We start from the raw sequence: 26,639 nt of genomic DNA on the forward strand, positions 1-26,639 counted from the left end.
CAATGTCAATCTCGCACCATTCCCGCAGAAAGCGGGAATGGAACACGTTATTGGCCCGTAGCCACTTTCAAAACGGGCCGCCCGCCGGAAAGCTGCGGCAGGACTGAGGCGAAATCCGTAACGATCTGGCGATAATCTTCCGGCTGGAACTCATAGGGCAGTTCGAGACGGAATTCCGAGACGAGCGGCAGAACGGGATCGCGCGACAGTTTCTCCAGAATTTCGTCCGTCGTCCCAACGATATCGGGCAGGAAAAGCGTGCGGCGTGCGCCATGCGGTGCATGCGTGCGCTTGTCGCGCTCGGCGGCGAATTCCTGATAGCGGCGGCGGGTCGCAGGGCTCGCGCTATCCGTCGGCAGGATCACGCGGCCAAGAGCGACACGCGGCTGGCGCTCATGCGCCCATTCCTGCCGGAAGCGGGCGACGAGAGCCGCCTGCGCGGTCAGAAAATCATCGGTATTCTCGCCGCTGACGATATTGCCCGTCAGAAGATTGAAGCCTGCCTTGCCGGCCCAGCGGGCGGAATTCTGCGATCCGCCGCCATACCATAACCGGTCCGTCAGCCCCTCGGCGGCTGGCCGAAGGCGCGGCACCTGCGCACCGGCCGCATTGCCCACTTCCGTCTCACCGGACAGCGGTTCCGACCGCAAGGCCCTCGCCAGCTTTTCGGCACGGGCATGGCTGTAATCGGCATCAGGAACCGTATCGACATAATCCGAAATGAGATGGGCGAAGGGCGGTGCGCCCACCGAAACGCCAACATTCAGCCGCCCGCGCGAGAGCACATCCACCGTTGCCAGATCCTCAGCCAGCCTGAAGGGGTTTTCGTAACCGAGCTGAATGACGGCGGTGCCCAGTCCGATCCGCCTGGTGCGCTGCGATGCCGCCGCGAGAAAAGTGGCCGCCGAGGAAACGCCGCGTTCCAGATGGCGCTGGCGAACCCAGGCGCTGTGATAACCCAGCGCCTCTCCGGCCTCGAAAAGCTGCAGGGTTTCTTCCAGCCCTCGTGCCGGATCATCGTCCTGATAATTGCCGGGAACGAGAAAGGCGAAGTGGGAGATATGGGAAAGGGGCATGGCTGTAATCCGGAAACGAGTGTTGAAGCCCAGCAGCGCAGATGCAGCCATCCTGTTCCGGAACAGCCGTTCAATGCGGCGCATACCCATGCAGAATGCATGATGACAGGCACGGCTGGCACGGCATGTTCGTTTATAGTCCGGGCCATTGTTGAAAGATCATTGCGCGTTTCAATAGTCTACTAAAATTATGGATTAAATCGCCAGTGGCGTAGGCCGCATTCAAGCCTCCCGTCAGATTCTCTTCTGCTGAAGAGGCAAAATCTCCCTCAGTCACCCTCTCACACCGAAGACCTGTGCAACACCGTGCGCAAATGGCCTTGATTTTCTGCGTCAACATGTAATACAGATTATCATACATGTTGACAAATAATGCATACATGTATGACATTGCGGCAACCACTAACGCTGCGACACCTGCATGAGGGAGGAATTATGATCATCACCGACGTCGAGGTCCGTGTTTTCCGCACGACGACCCGTCGGCACTCGGACAGTGCCGGTCACGCGCATCCGGGGCCGGCGCATCAGGTGGAACAGGCCATGCTGACCATCCGCACCGAAGACGGGCAGGAAGGCCACTCCTTCACCGCGCCGGAGATCGTTCGCCCGCATGTCATCGAAAAATTCGTCAAGAAGGTCCTGATCGGCGAGGACCATCGCGACCGCGAACGGCTATGGCAGGACCTTGCCCACTGGCAGCGCGGATCGGCCGCGCAGCTGACCGACCGCACCCTGGCGGTGGTGGATTGCGCCCTGTGGGACCTTGCCGGCCGCTTGCTCAATCAACCTGTATACAAGTTGATCGGAGGTTACCGCGACAAGGTGCTGGCCTATGGCTCCATCATGTGCGGTGACGAGCTGGAAGGCGGGCTTGCGACACCCGAAGATTACGGTCGCTTTGCCGAAACGCTGGTAAAACGCGGTTACAAGGGTATCAAGCTACACACCTGGATGCCGCCCGTCAGCTGGGCGCCGGATGTGAAGATGGACCTCAAGGCCTGCGCAGCCGTGCGTGAAGCAGTTGGTCCCGATATTCGCCTGATGATCGACGCTTTCCACTGGTACTCTCGTACCGACGCGCTGGCGCTGGGCCGTGGCCTCGAAAAACTCGGCTTCGACTGGATCGAGGAGCCGATGGATGAACAGTCGCTGTCCTCCTACAAATGGCTCGCCGACAATCTCGATATTCCGGTCGTCGGCCCGGAAAGTGCGGCCGGCAAACATTGGCACCGCGCCGAATGGATCAAGGCCGGCGCCTGCGATATTCTGCGCACCGGCGTCAACGATGTCGGCGGTATCACCCCGGCGCTGAAGACCATGCATCTGGCCGAAGCCTTCGGCATGGAATGCGAGGTGCACGGCAATACCGCCATGAACCTGCATGTTGTCGCCGCCACCAAGAATTGCCGCTGGTATGAGCGCGGCCTGTTGCACCCCTTCCTCGAATATGATGACGGCCACGATTATCTGAAATCGCTGTCCGACCCGATGGACCGCGACGGCTTCGTGCATGTCCCTGACCGGCCGGGCCTTGGCGAGGACATCGATTTTACCTTCATCGACAACAATCGGGTGAGGTAACGGGCGATGAAAACGGTGCTCGCCTTCGGAGACAGCCTCACCTGGGGTGCTGACCCTGCAACCGGTCTGCGACACCCGGCCGAACACCGCTGGCCGGGGGTTCTGGAGGCCGGGCTTGCCGGAAAGGTGAAGGTTCACCCGGAAGGGCTGGGCGGGCGCACCACCTGCTACGACGACCATGCCGGCCCTGCCTGCCGCAACGGCGCGCGGGCGCTTGAGATCGCCCTTTCCTGCCATATGCCACTCGATCTCGTCATCGTCATGCTCGGCACCAATGACATCAAGCCTGTGCATGGCGGGCGCGCGGAAGCCGCGGTTTCGGGCATGCGGCGGCTGGCGCAGATCGTCGAGACCTTCATCTACAAGCCGCGCGAGGCGGTGCCGAAACTGCTGATCGTCGCCCCGCCGCCCTGCGTTGCTGGTCCTGGCGGAGAACCGGCGGGCGGGCGGGATATCGAGCAATCGCTCAGGCTTGCGCCGCTTTACCGCAAACTCGCCGCCGAACTCGGACATGCCTTCTTTGACGCCGGATCGGTCGCCAGCGCCTCGCCGGTGGATGGCGTGCATCTGGACGCGCCGGCAACGGCGGCAATCGGCCGGGCACTCGTGGCACCGGTCAGGGAAATTCTTGGCTGATCACACGCAGCCTGAGGAGGAACCGGGCGCGTGGATCAAAACGTGGAAAGGCCGTATGAACCGGCCACATTGGGAGGAAAGATGAAACATTTTCTTGCAACCGCAGCGCTTGGCGCCCTGCTGATCGGCGCCATGCCGCTCAGCAGCTTTGCCGAAACGCCGAAGGATCAGCTCATCGTCGCCACGACCATGAGCAACATCCTGACCCTCGACCCCGCCGCCATTACCGGCCGCGAGACCGTGCAGGTCCTGAACAATGTCTATGACACGCTGGTGGTGCTTTCACCTGAGGATCGCAGCGTTCAGCCACGCCTTGCGGAACGCTGGGAAATTGCCGAAGACCGGAAATCGATCCGTTTCCATCTGCGCGCCGATGCCAAGTTTGCCTCCGGCAATGCGGTGACGGCCAAGGACGTGGCATGGAGCCTGAAGCGGCTGCTCGCCCGCAACCTGGCGCAGTCCTCCTTCCTGAAAACTCGTGGTTTCAAGCTGGAAGAGGCCGACAAGCTGTTCGTCGCTGAAAACGACCAGACCTTCGTGCTGAACATTCCAAAGCCCGATGACCCGAACCTGCTGCTGATGATCCTCGCACAGAACGGTCCCGGCTCGATCGTCGACAGCAAGACGGCGCTCGAGAATGAGAAGGATGGCGATCTGGGCGGCGCATGGCTGACTCTGAATTCCGCCGGCTCCGGCCCCTTCAAGCTGACGCAGTGGAAGTCCAACGAATATATCATCCTTACCCGCAACGACGATTATTGGGGCGAAAAGGCCAAGATGAAACGCATCCTGATGCGCCATCTGCCGGAATCGCAGTCGCAGCGTCTGATGCTGGAAAAAGGCGATATCGACGTTGCCTATTCCCTGCAGGCCCCGGACCTGAAATCGCTGGAAGCCGACAAGGCCGTCACCATCGAATCCACGCCCGGCTCCGGTTTTTATTACCTCAGCGTTTCGATGAAGGATGAGAAATTTGCCAACAAGAAGGTGCGCGAGGCGCTGCGTTACCTGATCGATTACGATGGTCTCGACAAGGCGGTCATGCCCTATTACGGCAAGCTGCATCAGCGCTCCCTCAGCACCGGCGTCATGGGTGCGCTGCCGGATCAGGGCTACAAGCTCGACATCGAAAAGGCCAAGGCGCTTCTGACGGAGGCCGGTTATCCCAACGGCTTCAAGACCACGCTGCGCGTGCTTTCGGAAGACCCCTTCATGAAGGCGGCAACGGCGATCCAGAACACGCTGGCCCAGGCCGGCATTCAGGCCGAACTGATCAGCGGCTCCGGCGACCAGATCTATGGCGCGATGCGCGAGCGGAATTTCGAACTGCTGCTCGGCCGCGGCGGCGGCGGCCAGCAGCCGCATCCCGACAACAACCTGCGTTCCATCGCCTATAATCCGAACAATGCCGACGATGCCAAGCTCACCAATTACCAGAGCTGGCGCACCAGTTTCTTCGATGAAAAGCTGAACAAGATGATCGAGGAAGCGCTTGTCGAGCGTGACGTGGCGAAACAGACGAAACTCTATGAGGACCTGCAGGGCTACATGGACGAGATCGTCATGTCGATCCAGCCTTTCTCCGAGGTCATCGACACCGCCGCCTTCCGCAGCGATATCAAGGGCATGATCGTCAGCCCCTGGCTTTCGCGGTTTGAAGAGGTGAGCAAGGAGCGGTAATCTGCCGACACAGCGGTTACTCAGGAAAAGGCGCGGCTTACCCCCGCGCTTTTTGTTGGCGGCAAGACCGCGCAGAACTGCTCCTACTGGCGAAAACATATCGCTTCCGTCATTCCGGCCTTGAGCCGGAATCCAGCCGACGTGCGTCTGCACGGCGGAAAGAGTCCTTTCAGCCCAAGGACTTGGGTTGGCTGGATACCGGCACAAGGCCGGTATGACGGTTGGAGGGAGCTCAGCAGAAACATCGCCCTTTCTGCTCCATCATTGCGTCAATACCCGATGACGCAGTTGCCGGGCTGCCTCCTCTCAAGCCATTTCAAAAAAATGCCCGGCAGGGAGGCCGGGCAAGGAAGGAGGATGTTATTATCCGTGACACCCGGAGGAGGACGATCACGTTTTGGGAGACGTCACGCGCCTTCATATTCCAGCGAGGCGCCGATCAGTTCGCGGGCATAGGGATGCGTCGCGCCATTGCCGGCGATGGCCTCGCGCGGCAGGATTTCGGTGATCTCGCCGCGCAACATCACCGCAAAGCGGTCGCACATGTGATCGACCACGGCGAGATCATGGGTCACCATGATATAGGTGAAGCCGCGCTCTTCACGCAGGCGCTGCAACAGGTTGAGGATTTCCGCCTGCACCGAAACGTCGAGCGCCGAGGTCGGCTCATCGAGCAGAAGCAACGACGGTTCGAGGATCAGCGCCCTCGCAATCGCCACGCGCTGCCGCTGGCCGCCGGAAAGCTGATGCGGAAAGCGGTCCAGAAACGACACTGGCAGGCCGACATCGGTGATGACCTTGCGCATGCGCTCTTCACGGTCGCCGAGCCTGTGGATCGCAAGCGATTCCGAAAGCACGGTGCGCACCGATTGGCGGGGATGTAGCGAACCATAGGGGTCCTGAAACACCATCTGCAGCATGCGGCACCGCTCGATCAGCGGCATGTCACGCACCGACCTGCCGTCGATGAGGATATCGCCGGTCCAGAAATCATTGAGCATGGAGACACAGCGAAGCACGGTGGATTTGCCCGAGCCGCTTTCGCCGACCAGACCGAAACATTCGCCCGGCTCGACGCGGAAGGATACCGAAGGCAGCACTTTCAGCGCCGTATGGCCGCTGCCGAAGGTGATGGAGAGATCGCGGGTTTCGATGGAAACGGCCATTATACGTTCTCCTCCAGCCATTCAGGGCGGCGGTCCAGCACCGCAAGCGGCGCACGCGTGCCGCCGATGCGCGGCTGTGCCGCCAAAAGGCCGCGCGTATAGGGGTGCTGCGCCTGATCGAGATCGCGTGCGGCAAGGGTTTCCACCACCCGGCCGGAATACATGATGAGCACCCGGTCGCAGAAATTCCGCACAAGATTGAGGTCGTGGCTGATCATGATGAGGCCGATGCCACGATCGCGCACCAGACCGTCGAGAATATTCAGCACCTGCAGCCGCACGGTCACGTCAAGCGCCGAGGTCGGCTCGTCGGCAATGACGAGATCGGGATCGGCAAGCAGCATCATGGCAATCATGACGCGCTGGCCCATGCCGCCGGAAATCTCATGCGGATATTGCTCATAGACACGGGCGGCATCGCGGATCTTCACCGCATCCAGCATGGCGAGCGCCTTTTCCCGGGCTTGCGATTTCGATGCCTTGAAGTGGCGCAGATAGGTCTCCGTCACCTGATCACCCACCCGGCGGATGGGGTTCAGGGAGAATTTCGGATCCTGAAGGATCATCGACATACGCCGCCCGCGAACCTTCAGCATCTCCTTCTCATCGAGCGAAAGAAGATCGAGGCCGTCGAAATCCAGCCTGTCGGCGGTGATCGTCGCCGATGGCAGGAGGCGCAGCAGGGCACGGCCGACGGTGGATTTTCCCGAGCCGCTTTCGCCGACGATGCCGAGCCGTTCCCGGCCCAGCGTGAAGGAGATGCCGCGCACCGCTTCAGTCGGCGAGCCGCCATAGCGGATGCGAAGATTTTCGACGTCAAGGATTGGTTTTTCCATGATCTTATCTCCGGTTCATCTGCTTCGGATCAAGCGCATCCCGCAACCCATCGCCCAGAAGGTTGAAGGCAAGGCTGACGGATAGGATCGCGATGCCGGGGAAGGTCACCAGCCACCAACTGTCCAGCATGTAGCGCCGGCCGGTGGCGATCATCGCCCCCCATTCCGGCAGCGGCGGCTGCGCACCGAGACCGAGGAAACCGAGGCCGGCGGCGGTGAGGATAACGGTCGCCATGTTCAGCGTCAGGCGAATGAGAACCGACGGCAGGCACATGGGCATGATCGATTTGACGATGATGCGGAGCGGCGAGGCGCCCTGAAGCCGTGCGGCGGCAATGTAGTCGGCCTTGCGGAAGGTCATGGCTTCGGCACGGGCAAGACGCGCGATCGGCGGCCACGAGGTGAGCGCAATCGCGATGATCGCATTGTTGAGGCTCGGGCCGAGTGCTGCGACGAAAGCAAGCGACAGGATGAGGCTCGGGAAGGACAAAAAGATATCGGTGATGCGCATCATCACCGTGTCGAACTTGCCGCCGAGATAACCGGATGCCGTGCCGACCAGAAGGCCGACCGGACCGACGATGATCGACACCAGCGAGATGATGGTGAGGGTGATACGCGCGCCCCAGAGAAGGCGGCTGTAAATATCGCGTCCCAGCTCATCCGTGCCGAAGACATGGCCGTTGCCGGGCGCCTGCAGCGTGTTGGCGAGATCCTGCGCGTAAGGGTCATGCGTCGCAAGCCAGGGCGCGAAAATCGCGGCAATGACGAGGAGCAGCAGGACAGCGAGGCCAAAGGCCGATGTCGGGCTTTTCAGCAGGAAAACGATGATGTTCTTCAGCGCGTTCAAAGGCACGGGAAGGCGGGAGGAGGTTTCTGCACGGGCCGTCATCAGCGGGTCCTCGGATCGAAAAAGCGGTAGAGAATGTCGGACAGGAGATTGAGCCCGATGAAGATGACGCCGACGATCAGAACGCAGGTCATCACGGCATTCATGTCGCCGATGATAAGATTGCTGGTGAGATATTGTCCGAAACCCGGCCAAGCGAAGACGGTCTCGATCAGCACCGCGCCTTCCAGCAGCGAACCATAGGCAAGCGCAATGATGGTGACCAGCTGCACACGGATATTGCCGAAAGCATGCAGCCACACCGTCTGCCGCTGCGACAGGCCCTTGACGCGGGCGGTCGTCACATATTCCTGCCCGAGTTGGTCCAGCATGAAGCTGCGCGTCATGCGGGTGATATAGGCCGAGGAGGAATAACCGAGCAGCGCGGCGGGAAGGATGAGGTGGTTGATGGCCGACCAGAAGACCTCCATATCGCCGGCCAGCAGGCTGTCGATCAGCAGGAATCCCGTCCGCTCCTCCACCAGACCGATATAGAACTGGTCCATGCGGCCACCGCCGCCAACAAGGCCGAGATGGGCGTAAAAAACGATCAGCGCGATCATGCCGGTCCAGAAGATCGGCATCGAATGGCCGAACAGGCTGAGCACCCGCACCAGATGGTCCTGCCAGCGGTCCTTATTGACGGCGGCATAAACGCCCATGGGTATGCCGAGGCCGGCGCCAATCAGGATCGCGAAGGTAGCAAGCTCCATCGTCGCGGGCATGACCCTGATGATGTCTTCGATAACCGGGCGACCGGTGCGGATCGAGGTTCCGAAATCGCCGGTGAAGACATCGCCGAGATAATAGAAGAACTGCTGCCACAGCGGCCGATCGAAACCGAGCGCATGATAGACCTGTTCATAGGTTTCGCGGGTCGCATCCTCGCCGACGATCGCCCGCACCGGATCGGCGGGCATCAGGCGGCCGATAAAAAAGGTCAGCAGCAACAATCCAAGCAGCGTAACGGCAATACTTCCGATCTGGCCGGACAGGCCATACAGCGAAAGGCGTCTTTTTGACATGATTCCTCCCTTGCCAGAGACCGACCGCGCAAGTGACCAGGGCGCAATCCTGTCTGACAACTATTCGCAAGTTGTCACAGGTGTTGAAAGCTGTCAAGCGCCCGCCAGCGAAATCCGTACTGCACAGGGATCCGGAACCTGTGCCTCGAGACGGAGATTTCATATGGAGACTACCCGACTTTTGCTTTTGCTTTCGGGAAAGCGCCTGTGTTGCGGCATCCAAAAAAGCCTATATTCTCGCGCTTCGTGGCGTCAGGGGACGCCTGCCTCGCGATAATGCCGAAGGCATCCGCACTTTCAGGGGGAGGAAAATATGGCTGACATGACGCTTCTGGCATTTGCCGTCGTCGCCTTTATTGGCATTGCGACACCCGGCCCGACCGTTTTGCTCGCGCTTGCCAATGGCTCAAGATTTGGAGTACGCCGCGCCTTGATCGGCATGACTGGCGCTGTTGTCTCGGATTTTGTCCTGATCGGCGCGGTTGCCCTGGGATTGGGCGCTTTGCTCGCGGCTTCCGAATTCTGGTTCGGCGTCGTCAAATGGGTGGGCGTCTGTTATCTTGCCTTCCTCGGCATCATGCTTTTACGCTCCAGAGGCACACTCGATGGCGCGCTTCATTCAGCAGGTGCCAGTGCGGCGACTTCCGCCCGCTCGATTTTCCTCAAGAGCTTTCTCGTGGCGGTGACCAATCCCAAGGGATACCTGTTCTTTTCGGCCTTCCTGCCGCAATTCATCGATCCCGCAGCGCCGCAGCTCCAGCAATATGCCGCTCTTGCGCTGATCTTCGCCGGCGTCGATTTAATCGTGATGTTCGGATATGCCCTGCTCGGCTCGCGGGCCGTCCGGCTGTTGCGAAAATCCGGAGCCCTGTGGCTCGACAGGATTTGCGGCGGCGCGCTTCTGACGCTTGCTGCCTCATTGGCCTTCTATCGGCGGGCGACCACGTAACCCATTGACCTGAATGCCATTTCCGGATCTCATTCAGCGGCAGTGCGGGAGCGCAACAGCACCTTGTAGCGCTCAAGACTGCCGCGCAGATGCGCCGCCATATATTGGCGAGCGGCATCGGCGTCCCCTTCGATGATGGCGTCGACAATCCTCGCATGCTCCTCCTGGAGATGCAGATTGTAGTCCTTGGGACGCGACCCGGGCGCCGCACCCTGCAATTCCCCACGAGGAATGATGCCGGAGCGGATGAGCTGCAGAAACTCGGGAAACCGCCTGTTCTGCGTGGCCTGTGCAATCGCCAGATGGAACTCAAAATCGGCGTCCCGTGTCGGCAGGCCGGCGGCGAGACAATCTCCGACGCGCCGGTGCGCATCCACAATCGCCTCCACCTGCACAGCGGAGCGGCGCGATGCCGCAAGCCCGGCGGATTCGACCTCGAAAACGGTGCGCAATTCCAGCAATTCGATCACAGAGGAAATTCGCCCCACCGCCAGATCGTTAAAAGGCAGTTCCTTGGCCGGCTTTACTTCGACAGCAAAAACGCCGGCACCCTTGCGGGCTTCGACAAGGCCATCGGCGCGCAGAATGGCGATGGCCTCACGCACGACCGTGCGGCTGACGGAATATTCCCGCGTCAATTCGCTTTCGCTCGGAAGCCGGTCACCGGGGCGGAAAACGCCTTCCGCCAGATCCCGCCGCAATGCCGAACTGATTTTCGCCGCGAGCGATACCCCCTGCTTCGTGCTGCTCTCAACGTCCATTCCGGCCCACCTGTTTTAAACTTGTCTGGCATGTTAGCAAACACCCGCCACATTGCAAGGGCCAGACGTCTCAGCGGCCTCGCCAGCGCACCAATGGCACCGTCGAAGCCGCAGGGTATCGTCAGGCCGCGGCCATGGCCGAACTGCTGGAAAAGCGGCTCCTATATTCCCCCGGTGAAAGGCCGAGAATGCGGTGAAACACCCGGCGGAAGGCGGCGGCATCCTCATAACCCACCGACCAGGCGATCTGATCGACCGAGCGGCGGGTGAATTCCAGCAATTCCCGCGCCTTGCCGACCCTCAGATGCTGGACATATTCGATCGGCTTCATACCGGTCGCCGCCTTGAAACGGCGCAGGAAGGTTCGCTCCTCCAGCCCGGCATGGCCGGCCATGTCGGCAACGCTCGTCGCCCGTCCGGCGCGGGCCTGCAGCCAGTGCTGCACCTTCAGGATCGGCTCGTCGCCATGCGTCAGCCTCGGGGCGAAGCTGCTATAATGGCGCTGTTCCCGCCCCGAAGGGTCGATCAGCAGGAACTTTCCGGTCTCGATCATCACCGAGGGGCCAAGCAGCCGGTCGACGATGCGCAGGCCAAGATCGGTCCAGGCCATCAGCCCGCCAGCCGTGATGATATCGCCATCCTCGATGACGATCTTGTCTATCTCCAGCCGGATATCGGGAAAACGGTCGCGGAACCGTTCGGCAAACAGCCAGTGCGTGGTCGCCGGGCGGCCGGACAGGAGGCCCGTCGCGGCGATGATAAAGGAGCCGCCGCAACTGGCGGCCAGCGTCGCGCCCTGCGCGTGCCGATCCAGCAGCCAGCGGGCATAAGGCGCGGCCTCTTCGATTTCAGCAGGCCCGGTCAACCGGCCGGGCACGACGAAGATATCGGGATGTCCCGGTGTGCCGGGCTCGGTGTCATGGCAGCGGGAAAATTCACCGCCCTCGCCCATGCTCCAGTGACTGACCCGCAATTTCGGCCCGCCGCGATCCTGTGAAAATACCGATGCGATGGCGAAAAGATCGGTGATGCCATGCACCATGGCGATCTGACAGTCGCGATAGAGGACCAGTCCCACTTCCAGCGCGCTTCCCGCTACACCCGCCATGCCCACACCCCGTTTTGTCAGTTTCGGCTCGTTTTCTGTCAGAAGCGCCAATCCAGCCCCGGCTGCGCCAAGAGTATCTCTATTCCCACGGGACGCAAGCAAGCTCCCTGCAACAGGAGAGAGAGCCATGACAACGATCACCACCAGAGACGGAACACATATCTTCTACAAGGACTGGGGCCCGAAAGACGGCCAGCCCATCATCTTCTCCCACGGCTGGCCGCTCAGCGCCGATGCCTGGGATGCGCAGATGGTGTTCTTCGCCAACAACGGTTTCCGCACCATCGCCCATGACCGCCGCAGCCACGGCCGCTCCGATCAGGTCTGGCATAACAATACCATGGATCAATATGCCGACGATCTGGCCGAGCTGATCGAACAGCTCGATCTCCACGACATCATTCTGGTCGGCCATTCCACCGGCGGCGGCGAGGTGACACGTTATATCGGCCGCCACGGCACGGCCCGCATCGCCAAGATCGCCCTTATCGGCGCGGTGCCGCCGCTGATGCTGAAGACGGAAAGCAATGCCATCGGCCTGCCGATCGATGTTTTCGACGATATCCGCAAGGGCACCTATGACAATCGCAGCCAGTTTTTCAAGGACCTGACCATTCCCTTCTACGGCTACAACCGCGAAGGCGCCGTGATATCCGAAGGCATCCGCGAGGAATTCTGGCGGCAGGGCATGATGGGCGGCCTGAAAGGCCAGCTCGACAGCATCCGCGCTTTCTCGGAAAGCGATTTCCATCAGGACCTGAAGGCCTTCGACAAACCGACGCTGGTTCTGCACGGTGATGACGACCAGATCGTTCCGGTCGGCGCTTCGGCGCTTTCCACGGTCAGAATAGTCAAACATGCGGTCCTTAAAATCTATGAGGACGCCGATCATGGCCTGACGCAGACCCATCAGGACCGGTTCAACGCCGACCTTCTCGCCTTCATCAACGCCTGAAACCTTGAGACACAGGAGACACGGACATGACACAGAATACATTTCTCATCACCGGCGCATCGGACGGCATCGGCGCGGTCTATGCGGAACGCCTGGCAAAACGCGGCCATGATCTCATCCTCGTGGCACGGCGCGCCGAAAAGCTGAAGGCGTTGGCCGCACAGCTGGAAAAGGATCATCACATCGCGGTCGAGGTTCTCTCCGCCGATCTTTCACGGGCGGAAGATCTCGAAAAGGTGGAAGGGCGGCTGCGCGACGACCGGCTGATTACCGGCCTTGTCAACAATGCCGGCATTGCCGGTGAAGGCGCGATCACGGCGCTGGATCCGGCCTATGTGACGACGATGATCAACCTCAACATTCTTGCCGTCACCCGGCTTGCGGCGGCCATAGCACCGCGCCTTGCCGCCGATGGAAAGGGCACGATCATCAACATCACCTCGGTCACGGCGCTGATGCCGGCGGCGTTCACCGCCGTCTATCCGGCCACCAAGGCCTTCGTCCTTGCCTTCACCGAGGCGCTTGAGGCGCAGCTTTCGCCCTCCGGCGTGCGGGTTCAGGCCGTCCTGCCGGGCATCACCCGCACAGCGATCTGGGAAGAGGAACGGCTCGATGCCATTCCGTCCGCCATGGTCATGGACGTTTACGAGATGGTGGATGCGGCCCTTGCCGGTCTCGACCTCGGCGAAGCGCTGACCATTCCTTCCCTGCCGGATACGGCCGATCTCGAAAATTTCCTTGCAGCGCGCGCGGCGTTAAGGCCCAATCTGTCGCATGCACTTGCCGCCAGCCGGTATCGTGCAGCCAAAACCGAATAGAGGGAGACGTATCATGATCCTCGGACTGACCATTCCCCAATTCACGGCACTGCATGTGGGCTTAAGCTTCATCGGCATTGCCGCCGGACTGATCGCACTGCCCGCTTATGCGGCCGGGCGGTGGATGCCCCGCATGATGGCGATTTTCCTCGTCACCACGCTCGCCACCACACTCACCGGCTTCCTGTTTCCAATCGGAAATTTCACACCGGCACTCGGCGTCGGCATCATCTCGACTCTCGTTCTGGCAATCGCACTGGTTGCGCTTTACGGATACGGTCTGAATGGCAGGGCGCGCATCATTTATACGATCACCGCCACGATCAGCCTTTATCTCAATATGTTCGTGTTGATCGTTCAGGCCTTTCTCAAGGTCGAAACGCTCAACAATCTCGCACCGAACGGTAATGAACCGCCCTTTGTGATCGCCCAGACGGTTCTGCTTGTTGCAGCCATCTGTCTCGGCTGGAAGGCGACGCGCCGCAGGCTCGCCGTCTAGCGAGACTGGATTCGAGCCGGTTTTCGTGAACATGCCTTGTGCCTCACTATTTGGGGCGCAAGGCATGTCTTTGCATGCCCAATACTGGCGGTCTTTGCCCACCCGTCACAAAACGAAGAAATCCCGTCTCTAGTGTTCCTTCCGAACCCTTCCTGAAAATGTGGCAGGAGACATTCGGAACGAAGGCATTTTCAGCCTCTTGCAAATATACAATATACATTATATAATAATATATATTAAATTATTACAACAGGAGATGCCGATGAATGCCGTGAAGATCAACGAGCGTCTGACCGTTGCGGCCCAGCCGACGATCGCCGATTTCCAATCGCTCTCCGCTCAGGGCTATAAAAGCATCATCAATGCCCGCCCTGATGGTGAAGAGGCCGGCCAGCCGGGCAATGCGCAGGAAAAAAGCGCCGCCACCGCGGCAGGCATGGACTATGGCTTCATCCCGGTCAGCGGCCCTACCATCACCGAAGCCGATATCCGCGCCTTCCAGCAAAAAATGGCGGAAGCGGAAGGTCCGGTTTTTGCCCATTGCAAGGGTGGCACGCGCGCGCTCACGCTTCATGTTCTCGGGGAAGCGCTGGATGGGCGCATCGAACGGGACGGTATCGAGGCTTTCGGCAAGGTCCATGGCTTTGACCTTTCCGGCGCCACCCGCTGGCTGGAACGGCGCGCGGCGGCTGTCCCGCACGTCAAGGCGTTCTTCGATCCGCGCACATGGAGCGTGCAATATGTCGTGTCCGATCCCGCGACCGGCGGCTGCGCCATCATCGACCCGGTCTATGATTTCGATGAGAAATCCGGCGCGACCGGAACGATGAATGCCGACGCCATTCTGGACCATGTGAAGAGCGAGGGCCTGTCGGTAGAATGGATTCTCGATACCCATCCGCATGCCGACCATTTTTCCGCCGCCCATTATCTGAAGCAGAAAACCGGCGCGCCGACGGCGATCGGCGCGAAGGTCACCGGCGTGCAAAAGCTCTGGCAGGAGAAATATAACTGGCCGGATCTCGAAACCGACGGTTCGCAATGGGACCGGCTGTTCGAGGCGGGCGACAGGTTCAATATCGGTTCGCTGGAAGCGCGCGTGCTGTTTTCGCCCGGCCATACACTCGCCTCCGTGACCTATGTGGTGGGAGATGCCGCCTTTGTGCACGATACACTTTTCATGCCCGATTCCGGCACCGCCCGCGCCGATTTTCCGGGCGGCAGCGCCAGAGAACTCTGGGCGTCCATTCAGGACATTCTTGCCCTCCCCGACGAAACAAGGCTTTTCACCGGCCATGACTATCAGCCCGGCGGCCGCGCCCCGAAATGGGAAAGCACGGTTGGCGAACAGAAACGCAGCAATCCGCATCTGGCCGGCATGACGGAGGAGGGCTTCATCCGTCTCAGGGAAACACGGGATCGCACCCTGCCGATGCCGAAGCTCATTCTCCACGCCCTGCAGGTCAATATTCGCGGCGGCCGCCTGCCGGAGCCGGAGGCGAATGGCAAGCGTTATCTGAAATTCCCGCTCGATGTGCTGGAGGGCAGCACATGGTAAAGGAGACCACGCTGGAAGAGACACCGCACATTGCTGAAATTCTCCTCCCCGCCATGGAGGCGCGGGCTGTCGAAGTCGCGCTGCTACTGAAAACGCTTGCCCATCCCGCGCGGCTGATGCTCGCCTGCACGCTGGCGCAGGGGGAATTTTCCGTTGGCGAACTGGAAGTCAAGCTGGATATTCGCCAGCCGACGCTCTCCCAGCAGCTCGGCGTCCTGCGGGAAGCCGGCGTGGTCGAGACCCGGCGCGACGCCAAGCAAATCTTCTACCAACTGAGCGAGGCGAAAGCCGCGCAACTGATCGAAGCCCTTTACACCATATTCTGTTCACCGGAGGCAAAGACCCCGTGACCCCCTATTGGCCCTCTCTTTTCGGCGGCATGCTGCTCGGTCTTGCCAGCATTCTCCTGTTTCTCTTTAATGGCCGCATTGCCGGCATCAGCGGAATCCTGGGCAAAATGCTCGGCCGGGAACGGCGTATTGCCGATCTCGCCTTCGTCGCCGGCTTGCTGGCTGGGCCCTATATCCATGCCGCCGCCTTCGGCCGGCTGCCTGCCATCACCATAGTCGCACCCTGGCCGCTTATCCTCATTGCCGGCTTGCTGGTGGGTTTTGGTACGCGCATGGGCTCCGGCTGCACCTCCGGCCATGGCATCATGGGGCTGGCGCGATTTTCCCGTCGCTCCATCGCCGCGACCGCAACCTTCCTGATCACCGGCATCTGCGCCGCAACGATAACAGGGGCGCTGTCATGAAAAATCCAGCCGTGGCCCGTGTTACTCTGGCATTGGTCGCAGGCGCGTTGTTCGGCTTCGGCCTCTCGCTGTCAGGCATGATCGATCCAGCCCGCGTTTCCGGTTTTCTCGACCTGGCGAGTGGCCATTGGGATCCGAGCCTGATATTCGTCCTCGGCGGTGCATTGATGGTCGCCGTGCCGGGTGTTTTCGCCAGCCGACGTCTCGCCAAACCGGTCCTCGCCGAGGATTTCAGCCCTCCCGCAAGAACCCGCATCGACCCGCCGCTCATAACAGGCTCGGCGATTTTCGGCCTGGGTTGGGGGCTTGCCGGTTTATGCCCCGGTCCGGCACTATCGGCTTTTGCCCTTGGGCTTATGCCGGTCGTTCTCTTCGTCTGCGCCATGATTGCCGGCATGCTGGTGCACGACCGCCTCTACGCAAGAGAACCATAGAACGCGCAACGCTCATTCGGCAGACAAAAATGCGGCCGCGCGGGTCCAGAACGCCGGCGCGACCGCATTTGATTACAGGTCGATCAGGCTCTTGCCCGTCATTTCCGGCGGCAGCGGCACATTCATCAGTTGCAGCAGGGTGGGCGCGACATCGGCCAAAATGCCATCATGCAGTTTGGCGCCTTCCGGTCCGCCAAACAGGATCACCGGCACCGGATTGGTGGTATGCGCCGTATGCGGACCGCCCGTCACCGGGTCAACCATGGTTTCGCAATTACCGTGGTCGGCAATGACAAGCATCGCGCCACCCACTTTTTCAAGGGCAGCAACGACTGCGCTCAGCCCGCGATCCACGGCTTCGCAGGCCTTGATCGCTGCCTGCAGATCGCCGGTATGGCCGACCATATCAGGATTGGCGTAGTTGGTGACGATGAGATCGTATCCCTTGCCGATCGCCTCGACAAATTTCTCCGTCACCTCGGGCGCGCTCATCTCCGGCTGCAGGTCGTAGGTCGCAACCTTCGGCGATTTCGGCATGAAGCGGTCTTCGCCCACTTCCGGCTCTTCTTTGCCGCCATTCAGGAAGAAGGTGACATGCGGATATTTTTCCGTCTCGGCCAGGCGGAACTGCGTGAGCCCCTGCTTCGCCACCCAGGCGCCGAGCGTATTGGCGATATCGCGCTTCGGGTAAGCCGTGGTCATAAAACCATTATGCCTGGTGGAATATTCCACCATGCCCAACAGCGCCGAAAGCACGGGCTTTTCGCGCGGAAAACCGTCGAAATCATCAGCACCGATGGCAAGGAGAATTTCACGGGCACGGTCGGCGCGGAAATTCAGGCAGAACAGGCCGTCGCCGGCCTTGAAGCCCTCATAACCATCGATCACCGTCGGCAGGATGAATTCATCGGTGACGTTGTTTTTGTAGCTCTGGGCAACGGCGCTCACCGCATCCCGCGCATGTTCGCCTTTCGCCAGAACCATGGCGTCATAGGCTTTCTCGACGCGCTCCCAGCGATTGTCGCGGTCCATCGCATAATAACGGCCGATCACCGTGCCGATGCTCGCGCCCTGCGGCAGGCTTGCCACCAGCGCCGCCACGAAGTCTTCGGCCGATTGCGGCGCGACATCGCGGCCATCGGTGATGGCATGCACGACGACCTTCAGACCGTGACTGACCATCAGCTTCACCGCCGCCTGGCCGTGGAGGATATGGCCGTGGACGCCGCCATCGGAAACGACGCACATCAGATGCGCCACGCCACCCGCGGCCTTCACCCTGGCGGCGAAATCGAGCATCGCCGCATTGCGGAAAAAGCTGCCATCCTCGATCGCCAGATCGATCTGGCCGAGATCCATGGCGACGATGCGGCCGGCGCCGATATTGGTGTGGCCGACTTCGGAATTGCCCATCTGCCCGGTGGGCAGACCGACTTTCGGGCCGAAGGTGGTCAGCCTCGCATTCGGGCAGGTGGCGAAAAGCCGGTCCATGGTGGGCGTATTCGCAAGCACCGGCGCATTGCTGGATGTGTCCTCGTTCAACCCCCAGCCATCGAGAATAGTCAGGACAACGGGTTTGGGAGTGTGCATGGGAGGACCTTCTTCTTCATTCGGTTGCCGGCGGACAGCGGACCGCCGGGCACCGGAGCGCCCTCGTCCGCCACTATGATCGTGATGAGAAAACATGCTTCTCGTTCTTCTCTTCTATACCCGAAGATGGCGAACGCAAGCCTATACCGACAGCGAAACAGTTCCGTGAAGGTCGAAAACGGCGGCTTAAAATCGACCACACTGGTGTCACAGTTCTTCCCCTCATTCCTGTGCTCGTCACAGGAATCCAGCCGACGCGCGTCTGTGCGGCGAGAGGACTCTTTTCAGCCCAATGACTTGGGCTGGCTGGATCCCTGTGACAAGCACAGGGATGAGGGTGTGAAGCGCATCGATAATAACGGCCTATCACTCGATAAAAATCAGCGCCGGCTTTTCCAAGAGCGCCTTGACGGCCTGAATGAAGACCGCTGCATCCCAGCCGTCGACGACCCGATGATCGAAGCTCGAAGACAGGTTCATCATCTTGCGCGGCACGAAACGCGTGCCATCCCAGACCGGTCGCGTCACGATCTTGTTGACGCCGATGATCGCCACCTCGGGATGGTTGATGATCGGCGTCGAAACAACACCGCCCAAAGCCCCCAGCGAACTGATGGTGATGGTGGAGCCCATCAGTTCTTCCCGATGCGCCGTGCCGGTGCGGGCGGCTTCCGCGACACGCGCGACTTCCTCCGCACAGTCCCAAAGGCCAAGCGTTTCCGTATGGCGAACGACCGGAACCGTCAGGCCCGCCGGCGTCTGCGTGGCGATGCCGACATGGACCGCCTCATAGTGGCTGACGACCCCTTTTTCATCATCGAAAGTGGCGTTCATTCCGGGATGATCGGCCACGGCTTTCACCAGCGCGCGCATCAGAAACGGCAGTATCGTCAGTTTCGGCTGCCCGGAACGGCGATTGCCGTTCATCGTCGCGCGCAGATCTTCGAGATCGGTCACGTCGACTTCTTCGACATAGGTGATGTGGGGAATGCGCGAGACGGACAGCACCATCTTCTCGGCAATCTTGCGCCGCAGCCCCGTCACCTTCACTTCCTCGACGGCGCTGTCACGCGGCGTCATCGGCTCGGGGCGTTCCGGCCGGCCCCGTACCGTTAAAAAACCATCGAGATCGGCATGGGTGATATGGCCGTCCGGCCCCGTTCCCTTGACCTTGGTGAGATCGATATCGAGATCGTCGGCGCGCTGGCGAACCGCGGGGGAGGCCAGCGGTTTGTGGTGCAGCTCGGCTGCGGGCGCCGGCGGGGCCTCCTCGACCTGCCGCGCCGCCGGCTGGGTTTCAACGGGTGGCGGCGTCTCCGTCATATCGGCTGGCGCATCCGCTTCCATCACCCGGGTTGCTGCCTCCGCTTCCGGCACGCTGCCATTGGGGGCAACGGCGGCGACATCTGTTTCGATGCGAACCAGCGGCGCTTTCACCGGCACGGTGTTTCCGACCGTCACGGCGAGCCAGGTGACGACGCCCGCGACGGGTGACGGGATTTCCACCGTCGCCTTGTCCGTCATGACAGCGGCCAGCACCATGTCCTCATGGACGATATCGCCCGGCTTGACGTTCCATTCCACCAATTCGGCTTCCGCCACACCTTCACCGACATCGGGCATGGTAAGAACATATTCCGTCATAATCAGGCCTCCATGACGTCTACGAGGGCGCGCCCGACGCGGGCGGGTCCCGGAAAATAGTCCCATTCCTGCGCATGGGGATAAGGCGTATCCCAACCGGCGACGCGAACGACGGGCGCCTCAAGGTGATAGAAACAATGTTCCTGCACCAGCGACACGACTTCGGCGCCGAAGCCAGAAGTGAGCGTCGCCTCATGCACCATCACACAGCGGCCGGTTTTGGAGACGGACTTCACGATGGTATCGAGATCGAGCGGCAGCAGGCTGCGCAGATCGATGATCTCGGCATCCACACCCGTCTCTTCCGCCGCCGCCAGCGCCACATGCACCATGGTGCCATAAGCGATGACGGTGACGTCGTTGCCGGGACGGCGGATTTCCGCCTTGCCGATGGGGATGGTGTAATGCCCTTCCGGCACCTCGCCCATCTCGTGTTTGGACCAGGGCATGACCGGTCGGTCGTGATGACCGTCGAAGGGGCCGTTATAAAGCCGCTTCGGTTCCAGAAACATCACGGGATCGGGGTCTTCGATGGAGGCAATCAGCAGCCCCTTGGCGTCATAGGGGTTGGAAGGGACCACAACTTTCAGTCCGCAGACATGGGTGAAAAGCGCTTCCGGGCTCTGGCTGTGCGTCTGCCCGCCAAAAATACCGCCGCCGGTTGGCATTCTCAGCACGATCGGGCAGGTGAAATCGCCATTGGAGCGATAGCGGATACGCGCCGCCTCCTGGGTGATTTGGTCATAGGCGGGATACATGTAATCGGCGAACTGGATTTCGACGCAGGGGCGCAGGCCATAAGCGGCCATGCCGATGGCGGTGCCGACAATGCCGGATTCGCTGATCGGCGCATCGAAACAGCGGGTCTTGCCGTATTTTCCCTGCAGCCCCTGCGTGGCACGGAAGACGCCGCCGAAATAGCCCACATCCTCACCGAACACCACGACATCGTCGCTGCGCTCCATGGATACATCCATGGCGCTGCGAACGGCTTCAATCATCGTCATTCTTGCCATGTCTTACCACCCTGCCTTCTGGCGCTGGCGGACGAGATGCGGTGGCATCTCGGCGTAGACGCCTTCGAAAATATCCTTTTTCGGCGGTTTTTTGCCCTCATGCAGTGTACCGTGGCTTTCTGCCTCGCGCTGCGCTTCCAACACCTCGTCGGCGATTTCCGCCTCCGCCTGCCGGTGCCGCTCCTCCGACCAGACACCACGCAGGGTGAGATGTTTCTTCAATCGCAGAACCGGGTCGCCCAGCGGCCAGGCATCGGATTCCGCCTTGGGGCGATAGGCACTCGGATCGTCAGAGGTGGAATGGGCACCGACACGATAGGTGACATATTCGATCAGCGTCGGGCCGAGATTGCGGCGCGCCCGTTCCACCGCCCACCGCGCCACGGCATAAACGGCGAGATAATCATTGCCGTCGACCCGGAGTGCGGGAATGCCGAAGCCAAGCCCGCGCGCCGCAAATGTGCCGGAACCGCCCCGCGCAATGCCCTGAAAGGTGGAAATCGCCCATTGGTTATTGACGATATTGAGAACGACCGGAGCCTTATAGGTGGAGGCAAAGACCATCGCCGAGTGAAAATCCGACTCCGCCGTCGAGCCATCACCGATCCAGGCGGCCGCGATCTTCGTATCGCCCTTGATGGCCGAGGCCATCGCCCAGCCGACCGCCTGCACATATTGCGTGGCGAGGTTGCCGGAAACGGTGAAGAAGCCATGCTCCTTCGAGGAATAGAGAACCGGCAATTGCCGCCCATGCAACGGGTCGAGCTCGTTGGAATAGATCTGGTTCATCATGGTGACGAGCGGGTAATCGTCGGCGATCAACAGGCCCGCCTGCCGGTAGGTCGGGAAATTCATGTCGCCTTTGGAAAGCGCCTTGCGGAAGGCACAACTGACAGCCTCTTCGCCCAGATGCTGCATGTAGAAGGAGGTCTTGCCCTGCCGCTGCGCCATCAGCATGCGGGCATCGAAAGCCCGAAGCCGCATCATGTTCTTGAGGCCGACCAGCAATTCCTCATCCGAAAGCAGCCCGGCCCACGGTCCGACGGCCTCACCCTGATGATTGAGGACGCGAATGATCGAATAGGCGAGATCGCGCATGCTTTCCGGTGCGGCGTCCACCTCCGGGCGCGGCACGGAGCCGGCCTTGGGTATCTTCACATTGGAGAAATCCGGCTCCCCGCCGGGCCGCACCGCGGGTTCCGGAACATGCAGGCTGAGATGTGGCGTTTCGGTTATATCCATTCTACTCCTCCTCCTTTCGCCGCCTCTCGACGACGAAACATCGCTCCCACCACCTCATTCCTGTGCTCGTCACAGGAATCTAGCCGACGCGCGTCCGCGCGGCGGAAAGACTCTTTTCAGCCCAAGGACTTGGGCTGGCTGGATTCCTGTGACGAGCACAGGAATGAGGGAAGTCGGGTGCGCCTTCCCAAACACACCCTCAAAGGTTCCGCGCGATCACCATGCGCTGGACATCGCTTGTCCCCTCGTAAATCTGGCAGATGCGCACATCGCGATAGATCCGCTCCACCGGATAATCCGCCATGTAGCCGTAACCGCCGTGAATCTGGATGGCGTCCGAGCAGACGCGTTCGGCCATTTCGGACGCGAAGAGCTTCGCCATAGAGGCCTCCGAAAGACAGGCTTCGCCCGCCTCCTTCAGCGCCGCCGCATGCAGCACCAGTTGCCGCGCCGCCTCAATGCGCGTCGCCATATCCGCCAGCCGAAACGCCACCGCCTGATGTTCGAAAATCGCCTGTCCGAAAGCCTTGCGTTCACGGGCATAATCCCGCGCCGCCTCGAAGGCGGCCTGCGCCATGCCGACGGCCTGCGCGGCGATACCGATGCGGCCGCCTTCCAGATTGGCAAGCGCGATGCGATACCCCTGCCCCTCTTCACCCAGCCGCAATTCGGCCGGAACAGCCATATCGGTGAAGGCGATCTGGCAGGTATCGGACGAATGCAGGCCGAGTTTTTCCTCAACCCTTATGACCTCGTAACCCGGCATATCCGTCGGCACGATGAAGGCGGTAATGCCCTTCTTGCCCGCCGCCGCATCGGTAACGGCAAAGACGATGACGACATCGCCATTCTTGCCCGATGTGATGAACTGCTTCGCGCCGTCGAGAATATAACGGTCGCCATCCCGCCGCGCCCGGGTTTTCAGATTGGAGGCATCGGAGCCGGCCTGCGGTTCGGTCAGCGCAAAACCGCCGATCCATTCGCCGGAAGCGAGTTTCGGCAGGAAGCGCTGCTTCTGCTCCTCGGTCCCGAATTTGAGGATCGGCACGCAGCCGACCGAATTATGCACGCTCATGATGGTGGAACAGGCACCGTCACCGGCGGCGATTTCCTCGAGCGCCAGAGCATAGGCGACGGTGCCGGTTTCCGATCCGCCATAATCCTCGGAGACCAGCATGCCGAGGAAACCGAGCTCGCCCATTTCCTTCAATTCTTCCTTCGGGAACCGGCTTTCCCGATCACGCGCGGCGGCACCTGGGGCGAGCCGCTCGCGGGCGAAATCGCGGGCCATGTCCCTGATCTGCTGCTGGGCTTCATTCAGGATCATCGCCGCCTCCCCTCAATGCCGCTCGATGCCGAGCGCGGTTGCTTCACCGCCGCCGATACAGACGGCAGCCACGCCGCGCTTTAGACCGTGGCGCTGCAGGGCGGCCAGCAAGGTGACGACGATCCTCGCGCCGGAAGCGCCGATCGGATGGCCAAGCGCGCAGGCGCCGCCATGCACGTTCACCTTCTCATGCGGCAAATCGAGATCGCGCATCGCCGCCATGGCTACGACCGCAAAAGCCTCGTTGATTTCGAACAGATCGACACCGTTTGCCGCCCAGCCGCTCTTATCGAACAGCTTTTTCATCGCGCCGATGGGAGCCGTCGGATATCCGGCGGGTGCATCCGCATGGGAGGCCTGACCGATAATGCTTGCCAGCGGCGACAGGCCCCGCCTTTCCGCTTCCGATCTGCGCATGAGAACAAGAGCGGCCGCACCATCGGAAATCGAGCTGGAATTGGCCGCCGTCACCGTTCCGCCATCGCGGAAAGCGGGTTTCAGCTGCGAGATTTTTTCCGGCTTTGCCTTGCCCGGCTGCTCGTCCACGGCAACATCGCCAACAGACGCGATTTCCGCCTCGAAGGCCCCTTCTGATATGGCGCGTCGCGCCCGTTCCAGCGAGGTCAGCGCATAATCATCCTGCATGGCGCGTGTGAACTGGTAAGCTTCAGCACAATCTTCCGCAAAGCTACCCATCAGCCGGCCCTTATCATAGGCGTCCTCAAGGCCATCGAGAAACATGTGATCGGTAAGCTTGCCGTGGCCGAGACGATAACCGTTGCGGGCGCGGTCCAGCAGATAGGGCGCATTGCTCATGCTTTCCATGCCGCCCGCAATTACGACGGAAGAGCTTCCCGCTGCAATCTGGTCATGCGCCAGCATGATCGCCTTCATGCCGGAACCGCACATCTTGTTGATGGTCGTCGCACCGATCGTGTCGGGAATTCCGGCGGCAATCGCCGCCTGCCTGGCCGGAGCCTGCCCCTGCCCGGCGGTGAGCACACAGCCCATCAGCACATCGTCAATGTCGGAAACTGGAACCGCAGCGCGTTCGACGGCCGCACGGATCGCCGTCGCTCCGAGATCGGGCGCGGCAACCGATTTGAATTCGCCCTGGAACCCACCCATAGCAGTACGGGCGGCCCCGACGATCACGACAGGGTCATGCACAGCCAAATTCACCTCCCTTTGATCGCCCTCCCGCTTGAGAGAGCGACCAAAGCCGCCATCTCCTCCAGACCGCGACTGATGTGAACGCTATCACTATCTCGAATTCATTTCAAAGCTATTTTGATTGACAGTTTTTTGATTGGCGATATCTTTGATCCAACAAATAGTCATATCATAGAGCAAATGATCCATGATTGAGCTCGACAGTTTCGACCGGAAGATTCTGCATGTGCTCGGCGATGACGGGCGGGTGAGCTGGCGCGATCTCGCGGCCCGGATCGGCCTTTCCTTCACACCGACGCTGCGCCGGGTGCGCAAGCTGGAAGAGGAAGGCATCATTCGCGGTTATACCGCCGTGTTCGATGAGAACCGGCTGCTCGGCAATATGGGCGTCTTCATCTCCGTCACGCTGGAACGGCAGATCAAGGAAGCGCTGACGACCTTCGAACACCATGTCGCTTCCATTCCCGAAGTCGTGGGCGGTTACCAGACGAGCGGCAGTTCCGACTATCTGATCCACGCCATGGTGCGGGACCTGCCGCATTATCAGGAGCTACTGGATTTCCTGACCACGGTTCCCGGTGTGTCGCGCATCCAGTCCAATTTCGCCATCAAGACATTCGTGCGCCGTTCCGCCGCCTTCACCGGAGGTGACGCGCCATAAATCAGGCTTGCCAGCACGGAGGAGGTGCCGGCTGCTGACAAAAGGGACGGCGGCAAGGGCCGTCCGGAGGAGGAGACGCGATGAGTTTGAACCTCGCCGCTATTTTCGATGCCGACCTCGGCCCGGAAATCGCAGCATTGCGCGACAGCGCCAGTGCATTCGCAGATGATAAAATTGCGCCGCTGGCGGCGGAGATCGACCGCGAAGACCGCTTCCCGCGCAGGCTCTGGCCGGAAATGGGCCAGCTCGGCCTGCACGGCATCACCGTTTCGGAAGAGTTCGGCGGTGCTGACATGGGTTATCTCGCCCATTGCGTGGCGATGGAGGAAATAAGCCGGGCTTCCGCTTCCATCGGCCTTTCTTATGGCGCCCATTCCAACCTCTGCATCAACCAAATCCACCGCTGGGGAACGCAAGAGCAGAAGCACAGATATCTGCCGAAATTGGTCTCCGGCGAACATGTCGGTTCACTCGCCATGAGCGAGACGGAAGCCGGATCGGATGTCGTCTCGATGCGGCTGAAGGCGGAGCGCAAGGGCGACCGCTACGTGCTGAACGGCGCGAAAATGTGGATCACCAATGGCCACGAGGCCGATACGCTGGTGGTCTACGCCAAGACGGATATGTCCGCCGGCCCGCGCGGCATCACCGCTTTTCTGATCGAGAAAGGCTTCAAGGGGTTTCGCCCGGCCCAGAAACTCGACAAGCTCGGCATGCGCGGCTCCCCCACGTCGGAACTGGTATTCGAGGATTGCGAGGTGCCGGAGGAAAACATCCTCGGACGCCTGAACGACGGCGTGACGGTGCTGATGAGCGGGCTGGATTACGAGCGCGCCGTGCTCTCCGCCGGCCCTGTTGGCATCATGCAGGCCGCTATCGATCTGGTGCTGCCCTATGCCCGCGAGCGCAAGCAATTCGGCAAGCCGATCGGCGAATTCCAGCTGGTGCAGGGCAAGCTCGCCGATATTTATTCGGCCATGAATGCATCCCGCGCCTATGTTTACGCCGTGGCCCGGGCCTGCGACAACGGCCGCATCACAAGGCAGGATGCGGCGGGCGCGATCCTGTTCGCCGCCGAGCGCGCCACGCAGGTTGCACTGGACGCGATCCAGCTTCTCGGCGGCTCAGGCTACGTCAATGAAAGCCCGGCCGGACGGCTGCTGCGCGATGCCAAACTCTATGAAATCGGGGCCGGCACCAGCGAAATCCGCCGGATGCTGATCGGCCGCGAATTGGTCAAAGGCAACGGGTGAGGAAT

At 60.9% G+C, this 26,639-nt stretch carries 26 protein-coding genes; 13 read left to right on the forward strand and 13 right to left on the reverse strand.

Annotated features, from left to right (window positions below):
* Positions 1–47: 47 nt before the first annotated feature.
* The gene (locus ACIQUH_RS04940; protein ID WP_400812907.1) at positions 48–1,076 is read right to left on the reverse strand and encodes an LLM class flavin-dependent oxidoreductase; all 1,029 of its coding nucleotides are present in this window, start codon (positions 1,074–1,076) and stop codon (positions 48–50) included.
* Positions 1,077–1,511: 435 nt separating this feature from the next.
* On the opposite strand from ACIQUH_RS04940, the gene ACIQUH_RS04945 reads away from it, so the two are divergent.
* The 3 genes from ACIQUH_RS04945 to ACIQUH_RS04955 all read left to right on the forward strand — a co-directional run bounded on the left by ACIQUH_RS04945 (position 1,512) and on the right by ACIQUH_RS04955 (position 4,976).
* Complete coding sequence (locus tag ACIQUH_RS04945) at positions 1,512–2,660, forward strand: mandelate racemase family protein (protein ID WP_400812908.1); 1,149 nt, start codon at positions 1,512–1,514, stop codon at positions 2,658–2,660.
* 6 nt (positions 2,661–2,666) lie between these two features.
* The gene (locus ACIQUH_RS04950) at positions 2,667–3,296 is read left to right on the forward strand and encodes an SGNH/GDSL hydrolase family protein (RefSeq protein WP_400812909.1); all 630 of its coding nucleotides are present in this window, start codon (positions 2,667–2,669) and stop codon (positions 3,294–3,296) included.
* 81 nt (positions 3,297–3,377) lie between these two features.
* Positions 3,378–4,976: an ABC transporter substrate-binding protein gene (locus tag ACIQUH_RS04955; RefSeq protein WP_400812910.1), complete on the forward strand. Its 1,599-nt coding sequence runs from the start codon at positions 3,378–3,380 to the stop codon at positions 4,974–4,976.
* A gap of 407 nt (positions 4,977–5,383) precedes the next feature.
* Here the strand turns inward: ACIQUH_RS04955 and ACIQUH_RS04960 are convergent, their stop codons facing one another.
* Genes ACIQUH_RS04960 through ACIQUH_RS04975 form a run of 4 tightly spaced genes read right to left on the reverse strand, consistent with a single transcriptional unit; the run spans position 5,384 to position 8,892 of the window.
* On the reverse strand, positions 5,384–6,142 hold the full coding sequence (locus ACIQUH_RS04960) for an ABC transporter ATP-binding protein (protein WP_400812911.1): 759 nt from the start codon (positions 6,140–6,142) through the stop codon (positions 5,384–5,386).
* Positions 6,142–6,978 (reverse strand): ABC transporter ATP-binding protein, encoded by an 837-nt coding sequence (locus ACIQUH_RS04965; RefSeq protein WP_111791673.1) that lies wholly within the window; start codon positions 6,976–6,978, stop codon positions 6,142–6,144. The genes ACIQUH_RS04960 and ACIQUH_RS04965 overlap by 1 nt, the downstream gene beginning before the upstream one ends.
* Before the next feature lie 4 nt (positions 6,979–6,982).
* On the reverse strand, positions 6,983–7,870 hold the full coding sequence (locus tag ACIQUH_RS04970; protein WP_400812912.1) for an ABC transporter permease: 888 nt from the start codon (positions 7,868–7,870) through the stop codon (positions 6,983–6,985).
* Positions 7,870–8,892 (reverse strand): ABC transporter permease, encoded by a 1,023-nt coding sequence (locus ACIQUH_RS04975; RefSeq protein ID WP_020813122.1) that lies wholly within the window; start codon positions 8,890–8,892, stop codon positions 7,870–7,872. The genes ACIQUH_RS04970 and ACIQUH_RS04975 overlap by 1 nt, the downstream gene beginning before the upstream one ends.
* 313 nt (positions 8,893–9,205) lie before the next feature.
* Here ACIQUH_RS04975 and ACIQUH_RS04980 point away from each other — a divergent pair, with 313 nt between their 5' ends.
* Positions 9,206–9,841, forward strand: a complete 636-nt coding sequence (locus tag ACIQUH_RS04980) for a LysE family translocator (RefSeq protein ID WP_400812913.1) — start codon at positions 9,206–9,208, stop codon at positions 9,839–9,841.
* Positions 9,842–9,870: 29 nt separating this feature from the next.
* Here ACIQUH_RS04980 and ACIQUH_RS04985 read toward each other — a convergent pair whose 3' ends face one another.
* Both ACIQUH_RS04985 and ACIQUH_RS04990 read right to left on the reverse strand, forming a co-directional pair.
* Positions 9,871–10,602, reverse strand: a complete 732-nt coding sequence (locus ACIQUH_RS04985; RefSeq protein ID WP_400812914.1) for a FadR/GntR family transcriptional regulator — start codon at positions 10,600–10,602, stop codon at positions 9,871–9,873.
* A gap of 121 nt (positions 10,603–10,723) precedes the next feature.
* On the reverse strand, positions 10,724–11,710 hold the full coding sequence (locus ACIQUH_RS04990; protein ID WP_400813015.1) for a GlxA family transcriptional regulator: 987 nt from the start codon (positions 11,708–11,710) through the stop codon (positions 10,724–10,726).
* Positions 11,711–11,837: 127 nt separating this feature from the next.
* Between ACIQUH_RS04990 and ACIQUH_RS04995 the strand changes: the two genes are divergently transcribed.
* From ACIQUH_RS04995 to ACIQUH_RS05025, 7 genes are all read left to right on the forward strand, one after another.
* Entirely contained in the window at positions 11,838–12,665 is an 828-nt protein-coding gene (locus ACIQUH_RS04995) for an alpha/beta fold hydrolase (RefSeq protein WP_400812915.1), read from the forward strand.
* A 26-nt stretch (positions 12,666–12,691) separates the two neighbouring features.
* Positions 12,692–13,483, forward strand: a complete 792-nt coding sequence (locus ACIQUH_RS05000) for an SDR family NAD(P)-dependent oxidoreductase (RefSeq protein ID WP_400812916.1) — start codon at positions 12,692–12,694, stop codon at positions 13,481–13,483.
* A gap of 13 nt (positions 13,484–13,496) precedes the next feature.
* Entirely contained in the window at positions 13,497–13,982 is a 486-nt protein-coding gene (locus ACIQUH_RS05005) for a hypothetical protein (RefSeq protein ID WP_400812917.1), read from the forward strand.
* Positions 13,983–14,244: 262 nt separating this feature from the next.
* Positions 14,245–15,540: a bifunctional sulfur transferase/dioxygenase Blh gene (gene blh / locus ACIQUH_RS05010; RefSeq protein WP_400812918.1), complete on the forward strand. Its 1,296-nt coding sequence runs from the start codon at positions 14,245–14,247 to the stop codon at positions 15,538–15,540.
* On the forward strand, positions 15,534–15,890 hold the full coding sequence (bigR, locus tag ACIQUH_RS05015; RefSeq protein ID WP_400812919.1) for a sulfite-sensing transcriptional repressor BigR: 357 nt from the start codon (positions 15,534–15,536) through the stop codon (positions 15,888–15,890). Before blh ends, bigR begins: the two co-directional genes overlap by 7 nt.
* Positions 15,887–16,294, forward strand: a complete 408-nt coding sequence (locus ACIQUH_RS05020) for a YeeE/YedE family protein (RefSeq protein WP_400812920.1) — start codon at positions 15,887–15,889, stop codon at positions 16,292–16,294. Before bigR ends, ACIQUH_RS05020 begins: the two co-directional genes overlap by 4 nt.
* Positions 16,291–16,728, forward strand: coding sequence for a DUF6691 family protein (locus ACIQUH_RS05025; RefSeq protein ID WP_400812921.1), 438 nt, complete (start codon positions 16,291–16,293; stop codon positions 16,726–16,728). The genes ACIQUH_RS05020 and ACIQUH_RS05025 overlap by 4 nt, the downstream gene beginning before the upstream one ends.
* Positions 16,729–16,800: 72 nt before the next feature.
* Here the strand turns inward: ACIQUH_RS05025 and gpmI are convergent, their stop codons facing one another.
* From gpmI to ACIQUH_RS05055, 6 genes are all read right to left on the reverse strand, one after another.
* Positions 16,801–18,318, reverse strand: a complete 1,518-nt coding sequence (gpmI, locus tag ACIQUH_RS05030; protein ID WP_400812922.1) for a 2,3-bisphosphoglycerate-independent phosphoglycerate mutase — start codon at positions 18,316–18,318, stop codon at positions 16,801–16,803.
* A 366-nt stretch (positions 18,319–18,684) separates the two neighbouring features.
* A complete protein-coding gene (locus ACIQUH_RS05035; RefSeq protein ID WP_400812923.1) occupies positions 18,685–19,962 on the reverse strand; it encodes a dihydrolipoamide acetyltransferase family protein in 1,278 nt (425 codons plus the stop codon).
* Positions 19,963–19,964: 2 nt separating this feature from the next.
* Positions 19,965–20,978 carry an alpha-ketoacid dehydrogenase subunit beta gene (locus ACIQUH_RS05040; protein ID WP_400812924.1) on the reverse strand — a complete coding sequence of 338 codons (1,014 nt, stop codon included), beginning with the start codon at positions 20,976–20,978 and terminating at the stop codon, positions 19,965–19,967.
* Positions 20,979–20,981: 3 nt separating this feature from the next.
* Positions 20,982–22,220 (reverse strand): 3-methyl-2-oxobutanoate dehydrogenase (2-methylpropanoyl-transferring) subunit alpha, encoded by a 1,239-nt coding sequence (locus ACIQUH_RS05045; RefSeq protein WP_400812925.1) that lies wholly within the window; start codon positions 22,218–22,220, stop codon positions 20,982–20,984.
* A gap of 199 nt (positions 22,221–22,419) precedes the next feature.
* Entirely contained in the window at positions 22,420–23,547 is a 1,128-nt protein-coding gene (locus ACIQUH_RS05050; RefSeq protein ID WP_400812926.1) for an acyl-CoA dehydrogenase family protein, read from the reverse strand.
* Positions 23,548–23,559: 12 nt separating this feature from the next.
* Positions 23,560–24,675, reverse strand: a complete 1,116-nt coding sequence (locus ACIQUH_RS05055) for an acetyl-CoA C-acyltransferase (RefSeq protein WP_400813016.1) — start codon at positions 24,673–24,675, stop codon at positions 23,560–23,562.
* Between the two features lie 232 nt (positions 24,676–24,907).
* Here ACIQUH_RS05055 and ACIQUH_RS05060 point away from each other — a divergent pair, with 232 nt between their 5' ends.
* Together ACIQUH_RS05060 and ACIQUH_RS05065 are read left to right on the forward strand one after the other, a co-directional pair.
* Entirely contained in the window at positions 24,908–25,381 is a 474-nt protein-coding gene (locus ACIQUH_RS05060) for an Lrp/AsnC family transcriptional regulator (RefSeq protein ID WP_035221263.1), read from the forward strand.
* An 80-nt stretch (positions 25,382–25,461) separates the two neighbouring features.
* Positions 25,462–26,634, forward strand: coding sequence for an isovaleryl-CoA dehydrogenase (locus ACIQUH_RS05065; protein ID WP_400812927.1), 1,173 nt, complete (start codon positions 25,462–25,464; stop codon positions 26,632–26,634).
* Positions 26,635–26,639 lie beyond the last annotated feature (5 nt).

The sequence above is a fragment of the Agrobacterium sp. NPDC090283 genome (assembly GCF_044769685.1).
In the GTDB taxonomy this organism is placed as follows: Bacteria; Pseudomonadota; Alphaproteobacteria; order Rhizobiales; family Rhizobiaceae; genus Agrobacterium.